Source organism: Cellulomonas rhizosphaerae (assembly GCF_003470205.1).
In the GTDB taxonomy this organism is placed as follows: Bacteria; Actinomycetota; Actinomycetes; order Actinomycetales; family Cellulomonadaceae; genus Cellulomonas; species Cellulomonas rhizosphaerae.
This window is the reverse complement of the sequence record NZ_QWKP01000196.1, coordinates 1-21,915: the sequence shown is the minus strand read 5'-3', so window position 1 is coordinate 21,915 and position 21,915 is coordinate 1. Positions and strand designations below refer to the sequence as shown.

Genomic DNA, 21,915 nt, shown 5'->3' with positions numbered 1-21,915 from the left:
TGCTCTCATGAACCGCTTCGAGACCTACTCCACCACCGAGGGCCTGACCCTGACACGCATGGGCTACGGCGCGATGCAGCTGGCCGGGCCGCGCGTCTGGGGGCCTCCCGCCGACCGCGGCGAGGCCGTCCGGGTCCTGCGCGCAGCGGTCGAGGCCGGCGTGAACCACGTCGACACCGCGGACTTCTACGGCCCGCACGTGACCAACGAGATCGTCCGTGAGGCGCTCGCGCCGTACGACGGCGTGCACGTCGTCACCAAGGTGGGCTCCGTGCGCGACGAGCACGGCGGCTGGCCGCACGCGCGCACGCCCGAGCAGCTGCGCGCGCAGGTCGAGTCCAACCTGCGAACGCTCGGGGTCGACGTGCTGGACGTCGTCAACCTGCGGGTGGGTGGCGGCTCCGACGGTCACTCGACCGTCGCCGGGTCGATCGCCGAGCCGTTCGGTGCCCTCGCGGCGATGCGCGACGAGGGCCTGATCCGGCACCTCGGGCTCTCGGTCGTCGACGCCGAGCAGGTCGCCGAGGCGCGGGCGATCGCCCCGGTCGTCACGGTGCAGAACTGGTACAACGTCGCCCACCGCGGCGACGAGCGGCTGATCGCGTCCCTGGCCGAGCTCGGCGTCGCCTACACCGCGTTCTGGCCGCTCGGCGGGTTCAGCCCGCTGCAGTCGGGCACGCTCGACGCCGTCGCGGTCCGGCTCGGGGTCCGCCCGCAGGCCGTGGCGATCGCGTGGCTCCTGCACCGGGCGCCGAACATCGTCGTCATCCCGGGTACGTCCCGCGTCGCGCACCTGCGCGAGAACCTTGCGGCTGCCGACCTGGTCCTGCCCGCCGACGCACTGGCCGAGCTCGACGCCATCACCGCAGCGAGCTGATCCAGCCGCGGACCTCGTCGGACGAGGCGCGGACCAGCCTGCCGCCGGTGAAGCGTTCGTCGTGCGTGACCTCGACGAGGCCGGGTGGGGCCACGAAGCGCGCGGCGGACTCGTCGGAGTCGAACTCCACCTCGGCCAGGACGAGGCCCGCGAGGTGGCCGTCGAACACGTCGTACCCGAGCGGAGGCACGCTGAGCCGCGTCTTGCTGAGCGTCGCGGCCGGCAGTGAGGCCAGCGCAGCATGCTCGTCGGCGCTCAGGTAGATCGTCGTCAGCGTGCCCCAGGGGGCTCCGGGGACCTTCTGGGTGAGCTTGCGCTCGGCATCCGTGCCGTCCCGCCCGGGCATCATGAGCCGCACCCGCAGCCGCGTGCCGTCGAGGTACCGGTCGTGGATCGTCCGCGTCGCGACGACGGCGTCGGCCGGGGGAGGGCCGGGAGCGAGGAAGCGGCGCTCGCGCTCGACCAGCTCGAACCGTGACGCCATGGCTGTCCCTCCGGGATGCGCCGAGGGCCGGCCCCCGAGCGGGAGCCGGCCCTCGTGCGGTGCTGGGTGTCTCAGAGCGACGGGACGATGAGCCCGGCCGTCTGGGTGCGCGCGCGGTCGAAGCGCGCTGCGGCGTCGGACCAGCTCACGATGTTCCACCACGCCTTGACGTAGTCAGCCTTGACGTTGACGTAGTCGAGGTAGAACGCGTGCTCCCACATGTCGAGCAGCACGATCGGCACGAGGCCGAGCGCGATGTTGCTCTGCTGGTCGTACAGCTGCACGATCACGAGCTTCGAGCCGATCGAGTCCCACGCGAGGATCGACCAGCCGGAGCCCTGGATGCCCAGCGCGTTGGCCGCGAAGTGCTTCTGGAACGCCTCGAACGAGCCGAAGTTCTCGTCGATCGCCACGGCGAGCTCGCCCTCGGGGCGGTCGCCGCCCTCGGGGGAGAGGTTGGCCCAGAAGGCCGAGTGGTTGACGTGGCCACCGAGGTTGAAGGCAAGGTTCTTCTCGTGGAGGTTGACCGCCGCGAAGTCGTCCTTCGAGCGGGCCTCGGCGAGCTTCTCCAGGGCCGTGTTGGCGCCGGTGACGTAGGCCGCGTGGTGCTTGTCGTGGTGCAGCTCCATGATGCGGCCGGAGATGTGCGGCTCGAGGGCTGCGTAGTCGTAGGCCAGATCCGGAAGCGTGTAGTCAGCCATGCGTGAGTACCTCTCCTGCGGTCGGTGCGGGCCGTACGGAATCCGGGCCCACGGTCAATCGGGACATCGACGAACGAGAACGGGCGACCCGCCGCTACGGCGAGCCGCCCGACTCATCCAACTCTTGCTCAGACCTGGGGATTCCGCCCGTCGGTCGTCGTCTCACCCTCTGGTTCGACCAGGTGCGTCCCGCCGCCGACCTGGGCGGGCTCGTGCGAGTCCGCCGCGATCTCGTCGTGCTCACCGTGGCCGTGCGCGTGCGCCGCGGCCACCTCGGACGGGGTCACGGGCTCGACGCGGTCCTCGTAGAAGACCTGCGACAGCCGCTGCCGGATCCGGTCGACCTGGTAGCCCTTGCGGCGCACGCCGCGGGCGTCCTCGGCCGGCTCGATCTCGAGCGGGCGGATGTTGTCGTGCTGCACACGCAGCCAGCGCTCGTGAGCATCCAGCGGCTTGTGCACCTCGATGTACTCACCGCTCGCGAACCGCACGATCCGGCCCGTCTCGTGGCCGTGCAGGACCAGCTCGCGGTCCTTGCGCTGCAGCCCGAGGCAGATGCGCTTGGTGATGATGAACGCCAGCCACGGCCCGACGAAGAACAGCACGCGGAACACCCACGTGATGTCGTTGATCGAGAGGTGGAAGTGCGTCGCGATGAGGTCGTTCGAGCCGGCCAGCACGAGGATGAAGAAGGCCACGAGCACGGCGACGCCGAACGAGGTCCGGAACGGACGGTTGCGCGGGCGGTCGAGCACGTGGTGCTCGCGCTTGTCGCCCGTGACGGCTGCCTCGACGAAGGGGTAGATCGCCAGCAGCGTGAACAGCACGCCCGGCACGATCATCGCCGGGATGATCACGTTGAGGCTGACGGTGAAGTCGCCCCAGGTGACGAACTCGGCGCCGCCGGGCATGAGCCGCAGCGAACCTTCGAGGAACAGCATGTACCAGTCGGGTTGGGCTCCCGCGGACACCGGCGACGGGTCGTAGGGGCCGTAGTTCCAGACCGGGTTGATCGACATGGTCGCCGCCATGAGCGCGATCACGCCGAACACGGTGAAGAAGTACCCACCGGCCTTGGCGACGTAGATCGGGAACAGCGGGAAGCCGACGACGTTCGTGTCCTTGCGGCCCGAGCCCGGGTACTGCGTGTGCTTGTGCAGCACGACGAACAGCAGGTGCAGGCCGATGAGCGCGAGGATCAGCGCCGGCACGAGCAGGACGTGCACCGTGAACAGGCGGGGGATCAGGTCCTGGCCGGGGAACTCGCCACCGAAGACGAAGTACGAGGCGTAGGAGCCGATGATCGGCACGGCCTTGATGACGCCGTCCGTGATACGCAGGCCGTTGCCGGACAGGACGTCGTCGGGGAGCGAGTAGCCCGAGAAGCCGGCGAGCAGGCCGAGGATCAGCAGCGTGAAGCCGACGACCCAGTTGAGCTCGCGGGGCTTGCGGAACGCACCCGTGAAGAACACGCGCATCATGTGCGTCACGATCGACGCCATGAAGATCAGCGCGGCCCAGTGGTGGATCTGACGCATCAGCAGGCCGCCGCGGACCTCGAACGACAGGCGCAGCGTCGAGGAGAAGGCCTCGGACATCTGCACGCCGTTGAGGGAGTCCCACGGGCCGGTGTAGTGCGTCTCGGCCATGCTCGGCACGAAGAACATCGTGAGGAAGACGCCCGAGATCAGCAGCGTGACGAAGCTGAACAGCGCGATCTCACCGAGCAGGAACGACCAGTGGTCGGGGAAGATCTTGCGCGCGAAGGTCTTGACCGCGACGCCGAGACCGGTGCGCTGGTCCAGGTAGTCCGCGGTGCCCGCGGCCGCGCGGCCCAGCGGGGTGGGGGTGGTGGTGGTGCTCACTTCTCACGCTCCCAGAAGCTCGGGCCGACCGGCTCAAGGAAATCACTCTGTGCGATGAGGTAACCCTCGGCGTCGACCGTGATCGGCAGCTGGGGCAGTGGACGCTTGGCGGGACCGAAGACGACTCGGGCCCCGTCAGCGACGTCGAACGTGGACTGGTGGCACGGGCAGAGCAGGTGGTGCGTCTGCTGCTCGTACAGGGCGACCGGGCAACCGACGTGGGTGCAGATCTTCGAGAAGGCGATGATGCCATCGTACGACCAGCCCTCGCCCTGCTCCGACTTGATGTCGCGGGGGTCGAGCCGGACGAGCAGGACGACGGCCTTGGCCTTCTCGTCGAGCGGGTGCTCGGCCTCCTCGAGGTCCTCGGGGATGACGTGGAAGACCTGGCCGATGGTGACGTCGGACGCCTTGATGGGACGACCGGAGGGGTCGCGGGCCAGCTTGGTGCCCTTCTTCCACATCGTGTGCTTGAGCTTGCTGACGTCCCAGTCCTCGCCGATGTTGCCGATCAGCGGCAGGGCGATGGTGACCGGGAACAGGGCGACCGCCGTGACGACCGCGCCCTTGAGCGCGCCGCGCCGGCTGATGCCCGAGTCGTCCGCGCCGTCCTTCAGCGCGTTGACCGCGGCCTCGCGCGTCTCCGCGTCGCTGGCCTGCAGGTGGCGCTCCTCGGACTTCTCGTGGTCGTTCATCAGGGCCTTGGCCCAGTGGATCGCACCCGTGCCGATGCCCAGCAGGGCGAACGCGAGCGCGCCGCCGAGGGCCAGGTTGGACGTGCGCATCGACTCCGGCGTCTCGCCCGGGGGGAGCGCGAAGTAGGCGATGACGAAGCCGATCGTGCCCAGGACCGAGATCCCGAACAGGAACAGGACCTGGCGCTCGGCCTTCTTGTTCGCCTTGGGGTCCAGGTCGCCCAGCCGAGGCTTGTGCTCGGGGTGACCCGGGTCCTCGAAGCGGTCGACCGCCGTGTGGCCGTCGCGGACCTCGAGGTCGTGGGACGTGTTGTCGTGCGTGCTCACGAGGACTTCGCTCCGATCCAGACTGCGGCACCGATCAGCAGACCCATGCCGACGACCCAGGCCCACAGGCCCTCGCTGACGGGGCCGAGCGAGCCGAGGTCGAGACCGCCCGGGGTGGCCTCGCCCTGCTGGTCGATGAACGCGATGATGTCGCGCTTCTCCTCGGAGTCGAGGTTGGTGTCGCCGAAGACGGGCATGGACTGCGGCCCGGTCAGCATCGCCTCGTAGAGGTGCGTCGGGGTCGTCTCCCACAGGTTCGGGGCGAACTTGCCGCGCGAGAGGGCACCGCCGGCGCCGACCGCGTTGTGGCACATGGCGCAGTTCGTGCGGAACAGGGCCATGCCGTTGGCGGCGTCGCCCTTGGCCGGGTCGACCTGGTCGGCCGTGGGGATGGCCGGTCCGGCGCCCAGGCTCGCGACGTACGCCGCCAGCTGGGTGATCTGCTCGTCGTCGAACTGGACGGGCTTGGCCGGGGCCTGCGGGCCGTTCATCTGCATCGGCATGCGGCCGGTGCCGACCTGGAAGTCCACTGCTGCGGCGCCGACACCGATGAGCGACGGAGCGCTCTGGGTCCCGGCGGCCGACGGGCCGTGGCACGTCGCGCAGTTGGCCTGGAACAGCTTCTCGCCGGCCTTCACGTCATCGGTGCTGACGGCTGCCGGAGCGGCGTCAGCGGACGTCGGGGCCAGGACGGCGTACAGGCCGCCGGTGAGCAGCAGCGCCAGCAGGAGCAGGACGATCGGCGCTCGCCGATCGTGCCTGCGGGCTGCGAGTGCCTTCACGGATCGATCCTCGTCTCGCACATGGGGGGTGGGGGGCGGGTGGTCGGTGCGCGACTTCGCGCGACGACGGTGCTACTTGAGCAGGTAGATGACCGCGAAGAGCGCGATCCAGACGACGTCGACGAAGTGCCAGTAGTACGACGTGACGATGGCCGTGGTGGCCTCGTGGTGACCGAACCGCTTGGCCGAGAACGAGCGACCGAGCAGGAACAGGAAGGCGATGAGACCGCCGATGACGTGGAGGCCGTGGAAGCCCGTCGTCAGGTAGAAGACCGAGCCGTAGGGGCTCGACGAGATCGTCAGGCCCTCGTGCACCAGGGCGGCGTACTCGAAGACCTGGCCGCCGATGAAGAAGGCGCCCATCACGTAGGTGACGGTCATCCACTCGTTCATGCCCCAGCGGTTGACCTGGATCAGCTTGCCCGAGCGCACGGGCTGGAACCGCTCCGCCGCCCACACGCCCATCTGGCACGTGACCGAGGACAGGACCAGCACCGTGGTGTTGATCGCCGCGAACGTCACGTTGAGCTTGGCGGTCTGCTCCGCCCACTCGTCCGGCACGGCGGCGCGGAGCGTGAAGTACATGGCGAAGAGGCCAGCGAAGAACATGAGCTCGCTGGCGAGCCACACGATCGTTCCCACCGACACCGGGTTGGGTCGGTTGACACTCACGTGGGGGGCGGTGCGAGGGGCAGCCGTTGCGGTCGACACGTTCGCCATTATGGCTGAACTCGGGCCCGTGTGGGCCCTTGGACCCAGGCCGTGGCGCGCGGTAAATGTCACACCGTCAGGATCTGGGCCCCGAGAGGCCCAGATTTCCGCGCGAACACGCGCCCGCGAGGCGCTTTCGGGCCCCGGCCGACGAGCCGACACGCCGAGCCCACCAGCGTGTCCGTGCTATGGCTCGCCGGGCGGCGCCACAACGCGCGCGCGGGTCGTGCCAAGATGCGTTCGGACGCCACGTCGACGACGAGTGAGGACGACCCATGAGCACGGCCACCGGTCCGCGGATCCTGCTGTACAGCGACGACGTGGACGCGCGCGCCCAGGTGCGACTCGCCGTCGGTCGGCGACTGCGCCACGACGCACCCGAGATCGAGTGGCTCGAGGTCGCCACCGCGCCCGCGGTGATCGCCTCGACCGAGGCCGGTGGGCTCGACCTGCTGATCCTCGACGGCGAGGCCGACAAGGTCGGCGGCATGGGGCTCGCGCGCCAGCTCAAGGACGAGGTCTACGCCTGCCCGCCCACGCTCGTGCTCACCGGCCGCCCGCAGGACGCCTGGCTCGCGTCGTGGTCGCACGCGGACGCGGTCGTCAGCCGTCCGCTCGACCCGATCGAGCTGCAGGCCGCGGTGGCCGCGGTCCTCGAGACGAGGGCCGTCGCCGGATGACCGACGCACCCACCTGGCCGGACCTGCTCACCTCGCTGGTCGCGCGCCAGGACCTCACCACGTCCCAGGCCTCCTGGGCGATGGACGAGATCATGAGCGGCGAGGCCTCGCCGATCCGGATCGCCGGCTTCCTCGTCGCACTGCGCGCCAAGGGGGAGACCGTCGAGGAGCTCACCGGCCTGGCCGACACGATGCTGGGCCACGCCAAGCGCATCTCGGTCCCGGGCCGCACGCTCGACATCGTCGGGACGGGCGGCGACCGTGCCCACACGGTCAACATCTCGACGATGTCCGCGCTCGTGATCGCCGGTGCGGGGATCCGGGTCGTCAAGCACGGCAACCGCGCGGCGTCGTCGTCGTCCGGCAGTGCCGACGTGCTCGAGGAGCTCGGTATCCGGCTCGACCACACGCCCGAGCGCGTCGCCCAGATCGCGACCGACGCCGGCATCACGTTCTGCTTCGCGCAGGTGTTCCACCCCTCGTTCCGCCACACCGCCGCCGCGCGCGCGGGCCTCGGCATCGCGACGGCCTTCAACTTCCTTGGCCCGCTCACCAACCCCGCGCAGCCCGACTCCGCGGCGATTGGTGTCGCCGACGCGCGGATGGCGCCCCTGGTCGCGGGCGTCCTGGCCGGGCGCGGCAAGAGCGCCGTGGTGTTCCGCGGCGAGGACGGCCTCGACGAGATCGCGCCCACAGGTCCCAGCCGGCTCTGGGAGATCCGCGACGGCGTCGTGACCGAGAGCGTCGTGGACTGGTCCGACCTGGGCGTCGCGCCCGTGACGCTCGCCGAGCTGCGGGGCGCCGACGCGGCCTACAACGCCGAGGTCGCCCGCCGCCTGCTGGCCGGCGAGCCTGGCGCGGTCCGCGAGACCGTGGTGCTCAACGTCGCGGCGGCATTCGTCGCGGACGGGACACTCCCGGGCACCGAGAGCGGCTCGCTCGTCGAGCGCCTCACCGCGGGCGCCGAGCACGCGCGCACCTCGCTCGACTCTGGTGCCGCGTCGGCCGCGCTCGACCGCTGGCGCTCCGCCAGCGCCTGACCTCGAGCACTTGACGTAGCGCCGGACGCCGCTGCTGCACGCTGGCCGCGCTCACAACCGCTGGGGCCGATGACGGGCGCCGACGACCACGTCGACGCACCTCTCGTTGAAGCACTCGTGCACCTCAGCGACGCGCAGGCTGCAACGAGCGGTGCAACGCGCACACGCACCTAGCCGAGCAGCGCGCCTCGCTGCGATCCAGCGGCGACAGCGACCAGGCGCAGCGGCAGCTCAGTCCTCGAGGCCCAGGGCGAACGCCTGCTCCAGGTCGTGCTGGGAGTACGTGCGGAACGCGATGTACGTCTGGGTGCGCTGGACGCCCTCGATCTTGCTCACCTTGTCGGCGATCACGTCGGCGAGGCCGTCGTGCTCGCGCACGCGGACCATGGCGATGAGGTCCACCTCTCCGGTGACGGAGTAGACCTCGCTCACGCCCGGGATGTCCGCGATGGCGGCGGCGACCTCGGGGATGCGCGCGGCGTCGGTGTCGATGAGCACGATCGCAGTCAGCATGTCGCCATCATGCCGTGCGGCCGACCACCGCGCTGGCATCTGGCGAGGGCACGAGCGCGAGGGGGCGCGGGGGAGCGCCGATGAGCAGGCGTGCGTGCGCGGCGACGGCCGCCGCGGGGTCGACGTCGGTCAGCGCCGAGCGCACCGGGTACGCCAGCGTGCCGACGACCTCGACCAGCCGGACACCGGGCCGCTCGAGCCAGTCCGCGATGAGGTCGGTCTCCTCCGGGTGGGCGGCCGTCGCGGGGGCCACGGGTGCCGGCACGTGCGCGGCGGTGGCGCGCAGCGTCTCGATGACCGGGCGCGGGTCGGTCCTGCGGTCGACGCGTGCGGTCGCCGCCAGCCGGCCGTGCCGGACCAGGACGATCTCCCAACCGCCGTCGAGCGTCCGACCCGCGGCGACGAGCTCGGAGCAACGCGCGAGGGGATCCATCCGCTGCGCACGGGCCGCGCCGCGCAGGTAGGCGCCGAGCCGGTCGCGGACCGTGGTGGCCTCCTCGTAGCGCTGCTGGTCGACGAGTGCCTCGAGCCGGGCCGCGTGGGCGGCGACGACTGGCGCGGGGTCGGCCAGCATCGCGGCGCGCACGCGCGACACGACCTCGGCGTAGTCCGGCACCGACTGTTCCCCGATGCACGGCGCGCCGCACCGGCCCATGTCCGCGAGCACGCACGCCGACGAGCCCGCGGGTGCGATCAGAGGAAGTCGGCGCGTGCACTGCCGGATCTCGAAGGCCTCGTGCAGCGCCTCGACCGCGAGGGTCGCGCTGCGCGACGTGCCGAACGGGCCGAGATAGGCCGCGCCGTCCTCGTCGCGCACCTCGCGGACGACCGACAGCCGGGGGAAGGGCTCCGACGTCAGCCGGACCCACGGCATCCGCTCGGGGTTGCGCGAGCGGCGGTTGTACCGCGGGGCGTGCTCGGCGATGAGCCGCAGCTCGCGCACGCGCGCCTCGAGCGGGGTCGCGCACGGCACCGGGTCGACGCGCTCGGCGATCCGCACCATCTCGAGGATGCGGCCGCGCTTCTCCGCCGACGTGAAGTACGAGCGCACCCGGCGGCGCAGCGACGTCGTCGACGTGCCGACGTAGAGCACCTCGTCGCCCGGGCCGCGGAACAGGTACACGCCCGGGGAGTCCGGCAGGTGGTCGGCCAGCGTCCGCTTGCGGCGCACCTCCCCAGGCACCGGGTCCGTCGCGGTGGCGAGGTCCTCGAGGTGGGTGATCCCCAGCGGCGCCATCCGTGACAGCAGCGCGTGCAGCACGTCGACGGTGGCGCGCGCGTCCGAGAGCGCGCGGTGGTTGGGCGTCACGCTCGCGCCGAATAGCGCGGCGAGCGAGGAGAGCTTGTGGTTGGGCGCCTCGTCGCGCGTCACGACGCGGCGCGCGAGGCGGACGGTGTCGACCACGCGGTTGCCGGGCCACGCGTGGCCGGTGCGCGCTGCGGCAGCCTTGAGGAAGCCCACGTCGAACGGCGCGTTGTGGGCGACGAGCACCGCATCCCGGGAGAACTCGAGGAACGCGGGGAGCACCTCCTCGATGCGGGGCGCGCCGATGAGCATCGTCGTGGTGATGCCCGTGAGCACCTGGATGAACGGCGGGACGGGACCGCCGGGATCGACGAGCGTCTGGAACTCGCCCAGCACCTCGCCGCCGCGGACCTTGACCGCACCGATCTCGGTGATCGCGCAGTCCGCGGGCGTGCCGCCCGTGGTCTCGAGGTCGACGACGACGAACGTCACGTCGGACAGAGGCGTCCCGACGTCGTCGAGGCTCGGCTGCACGGGCGTCCCGGAGACGTCGACCGACGCGTCCGCCCACACGGGGCGCAGGCGGCGGACGGTCGACATGGCAGGGACGCTACCCACGACCGCCGACACGACCTGCAGGCGCGCGGACGACGCCCCTAGGGTGGGTCGGATGAGCGCTGCCCCGAACGGTCCGGACGTCCCCGACGTCCTGCGCGCCGCCCTCGTCCAGGCGGCTTCCGAGGTGCTCGGGCGGATGGAACCCGTCGAGGTGCCCACCTCGCTGCGCGCGGTCGCGAAGTTCACGCCGCGCAAGCGTGCCGCGACCGGCGCGGCGCCGCTGTGGGCTGCGCTGCACGACGAGGCCTTCCGCGCCCGCGTCGCGCGCGAGTGGGCGACCGGGCGCGCCTCGGCGGGGGACGAGGAGCCGACACCGCTGGTGGAAGCCGTGGGCGCGTGGCTGCGGGGGACCAACGAGTGGCAGGGCGTGGTTGCCGACGAGCAGCCGGCCGCCCCGCCGGTGGACGAGCGGCTGCAGCGCACGCGCGACGAGCTCGCCCGCGCCCAGGCCCGCGCCGAGGCGGCCGTCGCGGACGCGCAGGCCGCGCGCGACGAGCTCGCCGGCAGCCAGCGCGAGATGCGACGCCTGCGCTCGGACGCCGACCGTGCGCGCAGCGAGGGGCGCAGGGCAGCCGACGAGGCGCGCGCTGCGCTCGCGGAGGCGCACGCCGAGCGGTCCCACGCCCGGTCCGAGCGCGAGCAGGCGGCCGAGGACCGGCGCGAGGCCGAGGCGGTCCGCACGGCCGCGCGCGCCGAGATCCGGGTGGCCCGCAAGCTCGCCGACGCGCGCGTGCGGCTGCTGCTCGACACGGTGGTCGACGCCGCGAGCGGACTGCGGGCCGAGCTCGCGCTCGCCCCCGTGGCGGACCTGCCGGCCGACCTCGTCGCACCCGAGCCCGAGCGTGTCCCGGGCCGCCGCAGCGGGTCGCGTGGCCGCTCGCTCGACGACCCCGCGCTGCTCGACGAGGTGCTGCGCCAGCCGTGGGCGCACCTCGTCGTCGACGGCTACAACGTCTCCAAGACCGGCTTCGGGTCGCTCGCGCTCGACGAGCAGCGCCGCCGCGTCGTCGACGGGCTCGCGGTCGTCGCCGCGCGCACGGGCGCCGAGGTCACGTGCTGCTTCGACGGGCAGGAGAGCGCGATGCCGCCCGGCGGGTTCGCCCGGGGCGTGCGCGTGCGGTTCTCGGTCGGGGAGATCGCCGACGACCTCATTCGGCGGCTCGTGCGGGCCGAGCCCGCGGGGCGCGTCGTCGTGGTCGTCACGAGCGACCAGGCGGTCGCGCGCGACGTGGAGGCGACCGGCGCGTGGGTGGTCCCCGCGGCGACGCTCGTGGCGCGGCTCAACCGCGTGTAGCCCGCGGCCGGCCGGTCGTGTCGGTGGGCGTCGTTAGCGTCCGACGCATGATCATCGACTGCGAGAGCTGCACCGCGCGCCCCGTCGCGTGCGGGGACTGCGTGATGACGTTCCTGGCGATCGGCAGCCCGCGCGCGCCGGTCGTCGCCTCCGACGGGATCGAGCCGGACCTGATCGACCTGGACGTGGCCGAGCAGCACGCGATCGGCGTGCTCGCGGCCTCCGGGCTCGTGCCTCCGCTGCGGATGGACCCCGCCGTGTGACGGGGCCCATCCGCGACGGGGTCAGTCGTCGCTCAGTCGTCGCGCTTGCCCGCGTACAGGGCGTCGACCTCGGCGGAGAAGTCCTTGAGCACGAGCGAGCGCTTCACGCTGAGCTTGGGCGTGAGGTAGCCGTTCGCGATCGTCAGGTCCGTGTCGAGGATCCGGTACTTGCGGATGGACTCGGCGCGCGAGACGGCCTTGTTGGCGCGCTCGACGGCCTTGTCGATCGAGGCCAGCACGTCGGCGTCGGCGGCCGCCTCGGCCATCGACAGCGCGGGCTTGTTGTGCGCCGCGAGCCAGCCGGGAACGCCCTCGGGGTCGAGCGTCACGAGCGCGCCGATGAACGGCTGGGCGTCGCCGACGACGACCACCTGGCTGATCAGCGGGTGGCCGCGCAGGCGGTCCTCGAGCACGGCCGGGGCGACGTTCTTGCCGCCCGCGGTCACGATGATCTCCTTCTTGCGACCCGTGATCGACAGGTACCCCTCGTCGTCGATCGCGCCGAGGTCGCCCGTGCGGAACCAGCCGTCGGTCAGCGACTCGTCGGTCGCGGCCTCGTTCGCGTGGTAGCCGCGGAACACCTGGATGCCCTTGACCTCGATCTCGCCGTCCGCGGCGATGCGGACCGACGAGCCGGGCAGCGGGAGGCCGACCGAGCCGATCTTCGTCTTGCCCGGCCGGTTCACGGTGGCGGGCGCCGTCGTCTCGGTGAGGCCGTAGCCCTCGAGCACGTTGAGGCCCAGCCCGCGGTAGAAGTGGCCCAGGCGCTCGCCCAGGGGCGCGCCGCCGGAGATCGCCCAGCGCGCACGGCCGCCGAGCGCCGCACGCAGGCGCTTGAGGACCAGCACGTCGGCGACCTTGTGCTGCAGGCGCAGCCACGGGCTCGGGCCCCGCGGGGTGTCGAGCGCTCGCGAGTAGACGATCGACGTCTTGGCGGCCCGCTGGAAGATCGCACCCTTGCCGCCCGCGACGGCCTTCTGCTCGGCCGAGTTGTAGACCTTCTCGAACACGCGCGGCACGGCGAGGATGAACGTCGGCTGGAACGAGGCCAGGTCGTCGATCAGCGTGCGGGTGTCGGGGGTGTGGCCCAGCACCGCGCCGGCCGGCATCACGAGCACGTGGATGAAGCGCGCGAAGACGTGCGCGAGCGGCATGAACAGCAGCGTGCGCGCGCCCGGCTCGGAGACGACCTCGTGCAGGTCGGCGACCGCGTTGACGGTCAGCTCGTAGAAGTTGCCGTGCGTGAGCTCGACGCCCTTGGGCCGACCTGTCGTCCCCGAGGTGTAGATGACGGTCGCGATGTCGGCGAGCGAGGCCAGCGCGCGGCGGCGGGCGATCTCGTCGTCGCTGACGTCGACCCCGGCGGCGACCAGACTGTCGATCGCGCCGTCGTCGATGACCAGCACCTCGCGAAGGTTCGGCGTGTCCGGGCGGACCTCGTCGACCGTCGCGGCGTGCTCGGCGCTCTCGACGACGAGCAGGGACACGTCCGCGTCGGTGAGGATCCAGGCGACCTGCTCGGCCGACGACGTCTCGTACAGCGGGACGGGCACGGCGCCCGCGGCCCAGGCCGCCCAGTCGAGTAGCGACCACTCGTACCGGGTGCGGGACATGATCCCCACGCGGTCGCCGGGCTCCACGCCGCGCGCGACGAGGCCCTTCGCGACGGCGACGACCTCGGCGTCGAGCTCGCGTCCCGTCAGCGGGATCCACGGCCCGTCGTCCTGGGTCTTGTGCTCGACGACCGGGGAGTCCGGGTCGGACTGCACGCGTGCGGCGAACAGGGCGTTGAGGTTGCTCGACGGATCGACCTCGATGAGCAGGGGCGTGCTGAACTCGTCCATGCTGGCTCCAGTGGCAGGTGGCGAAGTGTGCGACGAGGATACGGGACGTTACCGAGCAGTACGCCAGCGCCCGTCCGGGTGGCGCGGGTGCTGCACGGACCAAGGTCGTCACCCGCACCCTTGCGGGACCGCTAGCGTTGGCACCCGTGCCGCAGCGGATGCGGCGCCCCCAGTGACGATCGCGTAGGAGTACTCACACATGCACGCCATCGGTGTGGACATCGGCGGGACGAAGATCGCGGCCGGCGTCGTGGACGACGACGGCCAGATCCTGGCCCAGACGCGACGCGAGACGGAGCCTGACGACGCCGCGAGCATCGACCGCGCGATCGCGGACGTCTACGCCGAGCTCAGCGCGGACCACAAGATCTCCGCGATCGGCCTCGCCGCCGCCGGGTTCGTCGCGGCCGACCGCTCGGGCGTCCTGTTCGCCCCGAACATCGCGTGGCGCGACTACCCGCTGCGCGACAACGTGGCAGCCCTCATCGACGACAAGGTGACGATCGTCGTCGAGAACGACGCGAACGCCGCCGGCTGGGCCGAGTTCCGGTTCGGCGCCGCGCAGGACGTCGACGACATGCTCACGCTCACCGTCGGCACCGGCCTCGGCGGTGCGATCGTCACCAACGGCGAGCTGCTGCGGGGTGCGTGGGGCGTGGCGTCCGAGATCGGCCACATGCGCGTGGTCCCCGGTGGCCACTACTGCGGCTGCGGCCACGAGGGCTGCTGGGAGCAGTACACGTCCGGCAGCGCGCTCGTGCGCGACGCCCAGGCCGCCGCCATCACGGCGCCCGAGCGCGCCGCGCGCATCCTCGAGCTCGCGGGCGGCTCGGCCGAGAAGATCGCCGGCCCGCACGTGACGAAGGCTGCGGTCGAGGGCGACCCGCTCGCCGTCGAGCTGCTGGCCGAGCTGGGCCGCTGGCTCGGCGAGGGCGCCGCATCGGCGACCGCGCTGCTCGACCCTGCGCTCATCGTGGTCGGCGGCGGCGTGGCCGCGGCGGGCGACCTCCTGCTCGTCCCGGCCCGCAAGGCCTTCAGCGAGCAGCTCTCGGGCCGCGGGCACCGCCCCGAGGCGACCTTCGTGGTCGCCGCGATGGGCAACGACGCCGGCATGGTCGGCGCCGCGGACCTGGCGCGGCTCTGACGTCAGACCACGGCGCCCGTGTCGTCGTCGCCCGGATCGCGACGGCTCGGCATGCGCCAGACGAGCACGGCCACGCCGAGCACGAACACCGCGCACGCCGCCTGCACCAGGGCGGCCGGTGCGCCGCGCCACGTGATCAGCACGACGAGCAGGAACACCGGCATGCCGGCCGCCGCGAGCCACGCCATCGTCAGCAGCGGGTCGCCGCCCATCACGGGCCCGGGGTCCGGCGCGACGAAGCCCTCGGCCTCGTCGGCCCGGGCCTCCGCCTCGTCGTACTGGTCGGTGCCGTCCCAGTCGCGCGCCGCGGCCGGCGCCTCGTCGGCCGCGCGCACGACGTGTGCGGTGCCCACCCAGGGCGCCACGGGGAAGTCGAGCGCGGGTGGGCTCGGCGCGTCGGCGCTGTCGATCTCGCCGAGCTGGGCCACGATGGCGGCCCACTGCTCGTCGTCGACGGGTTCGTCGTCTGCGGGTGTGGACGCGCCGGCGCGCGAGCCGTCATCCTCGGGTCCGGGGACGTCTGCGTCGGGACCGAGGGCCGGCTCGTCCGGGTCGTCGGGGCGAGGAGCCATGAGAGCACTCTAGAGTCGGACGGTGCGGTCGAGGTGTCCGGCCCGCGTTGCGGCATGCTGCCGAGCAGGCCGGCTGGAGAGGTGAGCACTTGTTCTACTGGTTGATGAAGCGGGTCTTCGTGGGTCCGCTCCTGCACCTGGTCTACCGACCGTGGATCCGTGGTGCCCAGAACATCCCGGCCGAGGGTGCTGCCATCCTCGCGAGCAACCACCTCGCCGTCATCGACTCGTTCTTCCTGCCGCTCATGCTCGACCGCGAGCTCGTGTTCATCGGCAAGCAGGAGTACTTCACCGGCCAGGGCCTCAAGGGCCGCCTGCAGGCGGGCTTCTTCCGCGGCGTCGGGACCATCCCGGTCGACCGTGGTGGCGGCAAGGCCAGCGAGGCCGCGCTGCGCACGGGTCTGCGACGCCTCGAGGAGGGCGGGCTGTTCGGGATCTATCCCGAGGGCACCCGCAGCCCCGACGGCCGGCTGTACCGCGGCAAGACCGGCATCGCGCGCCTCGCGATCGAGTCGGGCGCGCCGGTGGTCCCGGTCGCGATGGTCGACACGAACGTCGCGCAGCCGCTCGGGCGCACGATCCCCAAGGTCATGCGGATCGGCATGGTCGTCGGCGAGCCCCTCGACTTCAGCCGCTACCAGGGCATGGAGAACGACCGCTTCATCCTGCGGGCGGTCACCGACGAGATCATGTACGCGATCATGAGCCTGTCCGGCCAGGAGTACGTGGACGTCTACGCCGCGACCCAGAAGGCCCGCATCGCGACCGGCCACCCGGCGGTCACGGGCGACGCCCCGGACCAGCTCCCGGCTGCGCCGGGCGGGCGTCCGGTGCCGGACGTCCAGGTTCCGGTCCCCCCGCAGGACGAGGACGCCGCGTCAGTAGGATGACCGCGTCGCACCCGCGCTGATCGGACCTCGGTCCCGGTCCGGGCACGGGTCGCCGTCATACGTTCGAACCCCTGCGCGAGCAGGTCCAACAGTGCAGTTCTACGAGAGGTGTGTCTCATGTCGGTTCGTCGCGTCGCCCTCCTGACCGCGGGTGGCTTCGCTCCGTGCCTGTCGTCCGCCGTCGGTGGCCTCATCGAGCGCTACACCGAGATCGCCCCGGACGTCGAGATCATCGCGTACGAGCACGGCTACTACGGACTCCTGCGCGGCGACAAGATCGTCATCGACGACCAGGTCCGCGCCAACGCCGGGATCCTCCACCGCTTCGGCGGCTCGCCGATCGGCAACTCGCGCGTCAAGCTCACCAACGCCAAGGACTGCGTCAAGCGCGGCCTGGTGCAGGAGGGCGAGGACCCGCTGAAGGTCGCCGCCGAGCGCCTCAAGGCCGACGGCGTGGACGTGCTGCACACCATCGGTGGCGACGACACGAACACGACGGCTGCCGACCTGGCCGCCTACCTGCACGAGAACGGCTACGACCTGACCGTCGTCGGCCTGCCCAAGACGATCGACAACGACGTGATCCCGATCCGTCAGTCGCTCGGCGCCTGGACCGCCGCCGAGGAGGCCGCCGGCTTCGCGGCGAACATCATCGGCGAGCACCGCTCGGGCCCGCGCATGCTCATCGTCCACGAGGTCATGGGCCGGCACTGCGGGTGGCTGACCGCCGCCGCGGCCGTCGAGTACCGCAAGTGGCTCGACCAGCAGGAGTGGGTCCCCGGCATCGGCCTGACGCGCGAGCGCTGGGACATCCACGCCGTCTTCGTGCCCGAGCTCGCGCTCGACATCGACGCCGAGGCCGAGCGCCTCAAGGGCATCATGGACAGCCAGGGCAACGTCAACATCTTCCTGTCCGAGGGCGCGGGCATGCACGAGATCGTCGAGCAGCTCGAGGCCGCGGGCACGCCCGTGGAGCGCGACCCGTTCGGTCACGTCAAGCTCGACACCGTCAACCCCGGCCAGTGGTTCGCCAAGCAGTTCGGCGAGAAGCTCGGCGCGGAGAAGACCATGGTCCAGAAGTCCGGGTACTACTCGCGCGCCGCGGCCGCGAACGCCGAGGACCTGCGCCTGATCAAGTCGATGACGGACCTCGCGGTCGAGTGCGCCCTGCGCGGCGAGTCCGGCGTGATCGGGCACGACGAGGAGCAGGACGACGTGCTGCGCGCGATCGAGTTCCCGCGCATCGCCGGCGGCAAGGCGTTCGACGTCTCGCAGCCCTGGTTCGGCTCGCTGCTGTCCGACATCGGCCAGGATCTCGTCCCCGCGAGCCACTCATGAGCGTCGCGCCGGACCCGGCCGTCGTCGAGGGGCTCGACGCCTGGCGGTCGATGTCGGCCGTCCAGCAGCCGCAGTGGCCCGACGCCGCCGCGCTCGAGGCCGTGACCTCGCGCCTGTCGACGCTCCCGCCGCTCGTGTTCGCCGGCGAGGCGGACCACCTGCGGTCCCAGCTCGCGGCGGCCGGCCGCGGCGAGGCCTTCCTGCTGCAGGGCGGGGACTGCGCCGAGACGTTCGGCGAGGCGACCGCGGACAACATCCGCAACAAGATCAAGACGATCCTGCAGATGGCGGTCGTGCTCACGTACGGCGCGAGCCTGCCGGTCATCAAGATGGGCCGCATGGCCGGGCAGTACGCCAAGCCCCGCAGCTCGGACTCCGAGACGCGCGACGGCGTGACGCTGCCGGCGTTCCGCGGCGACATCATCAACGGCTACGAGTTCACGCCCGAGGCCCGCACGCCGGACCCGCAGCGACTGCTCGAGGCGTATCACACGTCCGCCTCGACGCTGAACCTCATCCGCGCGTTCACGACCGGCGGCTTCGCGTCGCTGCTGCGCGTGCACGAGTGGAACCGCGGCTTCATGGCCAACCCGGCCTACTCGCGCTACGAGGAGATCGCGGCCGAGATCGACCGTGCGATCCGCTTCATGGCGGCGTGCGGCGCCGACTTCGACGCGCTGCGCTCGGTCGACTTCTTCTCGAGCCACGAGGGCCTGCTGCTCGACTACGAGCGCCCGCTGACCCGGATCGACTCGCGCACGGGCCTGCCGTACGACTGCTCGGGCCACTTCGTGTGGATCGGGGAGCGCACGCGCCAGCTCGACGGCGCGCACGTCGACTACTTCTCGCGCGTGCAGAACCCGCTCGGCATCAAGCTCGGCCCGACGTCGACGGCCGACGACGCGCTCGCGCTCATCGACAAGCTGAACCCGCAGGGCGAGGCCGGCCGGATCACCTTCATCACGCGCATGGGTGCCGGCAAGGTCCGCGACCTGCTGCCCGCGCTCGTCGAGAAGGTCACGGCCGACGGCCGGCCGGTCACCTGGGTCTGCGACCCCATGCACGGCAACGGCATCACGTCGGCGTCGGGCTACAAGACGCGCCGGTTCTCCGACGTGATGGACGAGGTCGCGGGCTTCTTCGAGGTGCACCGCGCGCTCGGCACGGTGCCCGGCGGCCTGCACATCGAGCTCACGGGTGACGACGTCACCGAGGTGCTCGGTGGGTCCGAGGAGATCGACGACGAGGGCCTCGCGCGTCGCTACGAGACGCTCGTGGACCCGCGGCTGAACCACCAGCAGTCACTCGAGCTGGCCTTCCAGGTCGTCGAGCTGCTCCGCAAGGCGTGATGCGCTGACGGCGCGGGCCTACCAGTCAGAAGGCCCGTGACGTCAGACGACCGTCAGGACGATCGTGCTGCCCCAGGGGGCGGTGGTGCCGGCCTCGACGCTCTGGTCGACGACCTGACCGATGAAGCCGCCCCACGACTTCTTCTCGCTGACCACGAACCCGAGGTCCGTGAGCTTCTGCTCGGCCTCGTCGAAGCCCATCCGCTCGACGTTCGGGACCTCGACGGGCTCGGGTCCCTTGGACACCACGAGCTTGACCGTGTCGCCCTCGAGGCGGCTCGTGCCTGACTTCGGGTCCTGGCTGATGACGGTGCCCTCGGGGACGGTGTGGCTGAACTCCTTGGTCGTCTTGACCTTGAGCCCGGCCTCCTTGAACGTCTCCTTGGCGACGTCGAGGGTAGCGCCGACGACGTTCGTCACCGTGACCGGCTGGCGCCCCTTGGAGACCGTGAGCCGGACCTCGGTGCCCCAGGTCGTGCGCGTCCCGGGGTCGGCGGCGCTGCCGTCGGGCAACGTGGCGCTGAGCACCTCGCCGATCGCTGCCTTGGCGTCGTACTCGCCGGGCGCGTAGACGGGTTTCAGTCCCGCGTCCACGAGGGTGGCGTCGGCCTGCGCCTGCATCTCGCCCACCACACCCGACGGCACGTTCACATACCGCGGGCCCTCGGACACGGTCAGCTCGACCGTCGAGCCCTTGCGCACGGACTGGCCGGCGACGGGAACGCTCGAGACGACGTCGCCCACGGGTACCTCGTCGTCGTACGCCTTGGTCGACGACGCCTCGAGCCCGTCGGCGACCAGCGCGCGCTCGGCGTCGGCGACGGCCTTGCCGGCCACCGTCGGGACGTCGGTCCAGGCGCCGGGTCCGAGAGCGGCGTACCACCAGACGCCGCCGGTGACGACGGCGACGAGCACGAGCAGGACCGCGACCCAGCGCAGCAGCCGGCGGCGGCGACGTGGGGGAGCGGGAGCGCTCTGCGTGGCCAGGGCGCCCGCGAGGCCGATCGGCAGCGCGACCGTTGAGCCCGGGCTGTCGGTCACGAGGCGGGTCGTCGCGTCGGTGTCGTCGGGCTCGTCGTCGGCACCGGCCTCGACGGCGCCCGTCCCGAGGTCGGTCTCGGCCGGGTCGGTCGCCGCGGGCAGGACGATCGAGGGCGCGACGTCCGCGCGGCGGTCCAACGTCTCCTCGTCGAGGGCGGCACGCGTGCGACGCAGGAGCTCGCCCGCGGCCCCGGCGTCGACGGGCCGGTCCTCCGGGTCGCGCGCGGCGAGCGCACGCACGAGGTCGTCGATCTCGATCGGCAGCCACGAGACCTGGTCGGACGGCGCCGGGATGTCGGAGTTGACGTGCTGGAACGCGACCTGGATCGGCGTCTCGCCCGTGAAGGGCTGGTGGCCGGTCAGCATCTCGAAGATCAGGACGCCGCACGCGTAGACGTCGGTGCGCGCGTCGCTCGCGCCGCGCACGACGAGCTCTGGCGCGAGGTAGGCGACGGTGCCCAGGACCGTGCCGGTCGTCGTCGCGGTCACCTCGGTGACGGCGCGCGCGAGGCCGAAGTCCGCGAGCTTGACGCGGTCGTCCGTCGCCATCAGCACGTTCTCGGGCTTGACGTCGCGGTGCACGAGGCCCGCGCGGTGCGCGGCGGCCAGCGCGTCCAGGACCGAGGCGGCGACGTCGAGCGTCTCGCCGACGGTCAGCGCGCCGCGCTCGCCGAGCCGGCGTCGCAGGTTGACGCCGTCGACGTACTCCATGGTCAGGTAGCTGGTCTCGCCGTCGACACCCTGGTCGTAGACCCCGACGAGGCCGGGGTGCGTCAGCCGGGCGGCGGTGCGTGCCTCGCGGCGGAAGCGCGCGACGAAGTCGGCTCCGGACGACCCCTCGGCGAGGTGCGGGTGCATGACCTTGAGGGCCACGTCCCGGTCGAGCCGGCGGTCCACGGCCAGGTACACCGTGGCCATGCCGCCGCGCGCGATCCGGGAGACGACCTCGTACCGGCCGTCGACCAGGCGGCCGACGAGCGGATCGGTGATGGTTGCTCCCACGCGCGAGAGTCTACGGGCGCGGTCGGTGGCGACGTCGGAGGCGCACGCGGCCGGTCAGGGTCAGCCGAAGCGCGTCATGAGGGTCTGGACGTTGGCGACGTAGCGTCGCGTGTCCGAGAACATGCCGTACTTCTTCACCGACGCCGCGCCCTGGTAGTAGCCCGCGATCGCGCGGGGCAGGTCGGGGGACGTGCGCACGAGCGAGCGCAGGATCGCGACCCCGGCCGTGACGTTGTCGTCCGGGTCGAGCAGGTTGAGGTGGCGCCCGACGAGGTCCGAGGCCCACTCGCCCGACGACGGGATGACCTGCATCGTGCCGATGGCGTTGGCGGGGGAGACCGAGGTGTGGTTGAAGCCCGACTCCTGGAAGGCGATCGCCTGCGCGAGCGCGGGGTCGAGGCCCATGGCACGTGCGGTCCGGGCGACCTTGCGCTGCATCTCGGCCTTCGAGGGGACGCCGACGCGCTCGAGGGTCGCCTTGTTCGTGTTCGCCGCGCCGACGACGGCCTCGGAGTACGTCCGGCCCGCGAAGCTGTTCGGTACCTTGGTGCTCGGGGTCGACGACGTGGTGGTCGTGGCCTTCGCCGCACCGGGGACCTTGAGGACCTGGCCGATGCGGATCAGCGCGCGCGAGTCGAG

21 protein-coding genes are annotated in these 21,915 nt (G+C 71.9%); 9 read left to right on the top strand and 12 right to left on the bottom strand.

Annotated elements, in window-relative coordinates:
* Nucleotides 1-7: 7 nt before the first annotated feature.
* Nucleotides 8-877 (top strand): oxidoreductase, encoded by an 870-nt coding sequence (locus D1825_RS10385; RefSeq protein ID WP_118767353.1) that lies wholly within the window; start codon nucleotides 8-10, stop codon nucleotides 875-877.
* Here the strand turns inward: D1825_RS10385 and D1825_RS10380 are convergent.
* The 6 genes from D1825_RS10380 to ctaE form a co-directional block, all read right to left on the bottom strand.
* Nucleotides 861-1,361 carry a CYTH domain-containing protein gene (locus tag D1825_RS10380; protein WP_118767352.1) on the bottom strand — a complete coding sequence of 167 codons (501 nt, stop codon included), beginning with the start codon at nucleotides 1,359-1,361 and terminating at the stop codon, nucleotides 861-863. The genes D1825_RS10385 and D1825_RS10380 overlap by 17 nt on opposite strands.
* Before the next feature lie 71 nt (nucleotides 1,362-1,432).
* Nucleotides 1,433-2,062, bottom strand: coding sequence for a superoxide dismutase (locus tag D1825_RS10375; RefSeq protein ID WP_118767351.1), 630 nt, complete (start codon nucleotides 2,060-2,062; stop codon nucleotides 1,433-1,435).
* Nucleotides 2,063-2,190: 128 nt separating this feature from the next.
* A complete protein-coding gene (gene qcrB, locus D1825_RS10370) occupies nucleotides 2,191-3,927 on the bottom strand; it encodes a cytochrome bc1 complex cytochrome b subunit (protein WP_118767350.1) in 1,737 nt (578 codons plus the stop codon).
* Nucleotides 3,924-4,949 (bottom strand): cytochrome bc1 complex Rieske iron-sulfur subunit, encoded by a 1,026-nt coding sequence (gene qcrA, locus D1825_RS10365; protein WP_118767349.1) that lies wholly within the window; start codon nucleotides 4,947-4,949, stop codon nucleotides 3,924-3,926. The genes qcrB and qcrA overlap by 4 nt, the downstream gene beginning before the upstream one ends.
* Nucleotides 4,946-5,731 carry a cytochrome bc1 complex diheme cytochrome c subunit gene (gene qcrC, locus D1825_RS10360; protein ID WP_118767348.1) on the bottom strand — a complete coding sequence of 262 codons (786 nt, stop codon included), beginning with the start codon at nucleotides 5,729-5,731 and terminating at the stop codon, nucleotides 4,946-4,948. Before qcrC ends, qcrA begins: the two co-directional genes overlap by 4 nt.
* Before the next feature lie 72 nt (nucleotides 5,732-5,803).
* The gene (gene ctaE / locus D1825_RS10355; RefSeq protein WP_118767347.1) at nucleotides 5,804-6,451 is read right to left on the bottom strand and encodes an aa3-type cytochrome oxidase subunit III; all 648 of its coding nucleotides are present in this window, start codon (nucleotides 6,449-6,451) and stop codon (nucleotides 5,804-5,806) included.
* Nucleotides 6,452-6,717: 266 nt separating this feature from the next.
* On the opposite strand from ctaE, the gene D1825_RS10350 reads away from it, so the two are divergent.
* Both D1825_RS10350 and trpD read left to right on the top strand, forming a co-directional pair.
* On the top strand, nucleotides 6,718-7,122 hold the full coding sequence (locus D1825_RS10350) for a response regulator (RefSeq protein WP_118767346.1): 405 nt from the start codon (nucleotides 6,718-6,720) through the stop codon (nucleotides 7,120-7,122).
* Nucleotides 7,119-8,162: an anthranilate phosphoribosyltransferase gene (gene trpD / locus D1825_RS10345; RefSeq protein ID WP_118767345.1), complete on the top strand. Its 1,044-nt coding sequence runs from the start codon at nucleotides 7,119-7,121 to the stop codon at nucleotides 8,160-8,162. The genes D1825_RS10350 and trpD overlap by 4 nt, the downstream gene beginning before the upstream one ends.
* 231 nt (nucleotides 8,163-8,393) lie before the next feature.
* Here the strand turns inward: trpD and D1825_RS10340 are convergent, their stop codons facing one another.
* Nucleotides 8,394-8,675: an Lrp/AsnC family transcriptional regulator gene (locus D1825_RS10340; RefSeq protein WP_118767344.1), complete on the bottom strand. Its 282-nt coding sequence runs from the start codon at nucleotides 8,673-8,675 to the stop codon at nucleotides 8,394-8,396.
* A gap of 7 nt (nucleotides 8,676-8,682) precedes the next feature.
* A complete protein-coding gene (locus tag D1825_RS10335) occupies nucleotides 8,683-10,521 on the bottom strand; it encodes a DEDD exonuclease domain-containing protein (RefSeq protein ID WP_118767343.1) in 1,839 nt (612 codons plus the stop codon).
* Nucleotides 10,522-10,591: 70 nt separating this feature from the next.
* Between D1825_RS10335 and D1825_RS10330 the strand changes: the two genes are divergently transcribed.
* Nucleotides 10,592-11,833, top strand: coding sequence for an NYN domain-containing protein (locus D1825_RS10330; protein WP_118767342.1), 1,242 nt, complete (start codon nucleotides 10,592-10,594; stop codon nucleotides 11,831-11,833).
* A gap of 47 nt (nucleotides 11,834-11,880) precedes the next feature.
* Nucleotides 11,881-12,096, top strand: a complete 216-nt coding sequence (locus tag D1825_RS10325; RefSeq protein ID WP_118767341.1) for a hypothetical protein — start codon at nucleotides 11,881-11,883, stop codon at nucleotides 12,094-12,096.
* A gap of 32 nt (nucleotides 12,097-12,128) precedes the next feature.
* Here the strand turns inward: D1825_RS10325 and D1825_RS10320 are convergent, their stop codons facing one another.
* Nucleotides 12,129-13,940 (bottom strand): AMP-dependent synthetase/ligase, encoded by a 1,812-nt coding sequence (locus tag D1825_RS10320; protein ID WP_118767340.1) that lies wholly within the window; start codon nucleotides 13,938-13,940, stop codon nucleotides 12,129-12,131.
* A 199-nt stretch (nucleotides 13,941-14,139) separates the two neighbouring features.
* Between D1825_RS10320 and D1825_RS10315 the strand changes: the two genes are divergently transcribed.
* Nucleotides 14,140-15,084 carry an ROK family glucokinase gene (locus D1825_RS10315; RefSeq protein WP_118767339.1) on the top strand — a complete coding sequence of 315 codons (945 nt, stop codon included), beginning with the start codon at nucleotides 14,140-14,142 and terminating at the stop codon, nucleotides 15,082-15,084.
* 2 nt (nucleotides 15,085-15,086) lie between these two features.
* On the opposite strand, the gene D1825_RS10310 is transcribed toward D1825_RS10315, so the two are convergent.
* Entirely contained in the window at nucleotides 15,087-15,656 is a 570-nt protein-coding gene (locus D1825_RS10310; protein WP_118767338.1) for a hypothetical protein, read from the bottom strand.
* A gap of 104 nt (nucleotides 15,657-15,760) precedes the next feature.
* Here D1825_RS10310 and D1825_RS10305 point away from each other — a divergent pair, with 104 nt between their 5' ends.
* The 3 genes from D1825_RS10305 (at nucleotide 15,761) to D1825_RS10295 (ending at nucleotide 19,233) form a co-directional block, all read left to right on the top strand.
* A complete protein-coding gene (locus tag D1825_RS10305) occupies nucleotides 15,761-16,546 on the top strand; it encodes a lysophospholipid acyltransferase family protein (protein WP_118767337.1) in 786 nt (261 codons plus the stop codon).
* Between the two features lie 117 nt (nucleotides 16,547-16,663).
* Nucleotides 16,664-17,884: a pyrophosphate--fructose-6-phosphate 1-phosphotransferase gene (locus tag D1825_RS10300; protein ID WP_118767336.1), complete on the top strand. Its 1,221-nt coding sequence runs from the start codon at nucleotides 16,664-16,666 to the stop codon at nucleotides 17,882-17,884.
* On the top strand, nucleotides 17,881-19,233 hold the full coding sequence (locus D1825_RS10295; protein ID WP_118767335.1) for a class II 3-deoxy-7-phosphoheptulonate synthase: 1,353 nt from the start codon (nucleotides 17,881-17,883) through the stop codon (nucleotides 19,231-19,233). Before D1825_RS10300 ends, D1825_RS10295 begins: the two co-directional genes overlap by 4 nt.
* Before the next feature lie 42 nt (nucleotides 19,234-19,275).
* On the opposite strand, the gene pknB is transcribed toward D1825_RS10295, so the two are convergent.
* Nucleotides 19,276-21,276, bottom strand: a complete 2,001-nt coding sequence (gene pknB / locus D1825_RS10290; protein WP_118767334.1) for a Stk1 family PASTA domain-containing Ser/Thr kinase — start codon at nucleotides 21,274-21,276, stop codon at nucleotides 19,276-19,278.
* A 60-nt stretch (nucleotides 21,277-21,336) separates the two neighbouring features.
* Nucleotides 21,337-21,915: lytic transglycosylase domain-containing protein (locus tag D1825_RS10285; RefSeq protein ID WP_138067573.1), on the bottom strand; the 579-nt coding region annotated here is incomplete at its 5' end.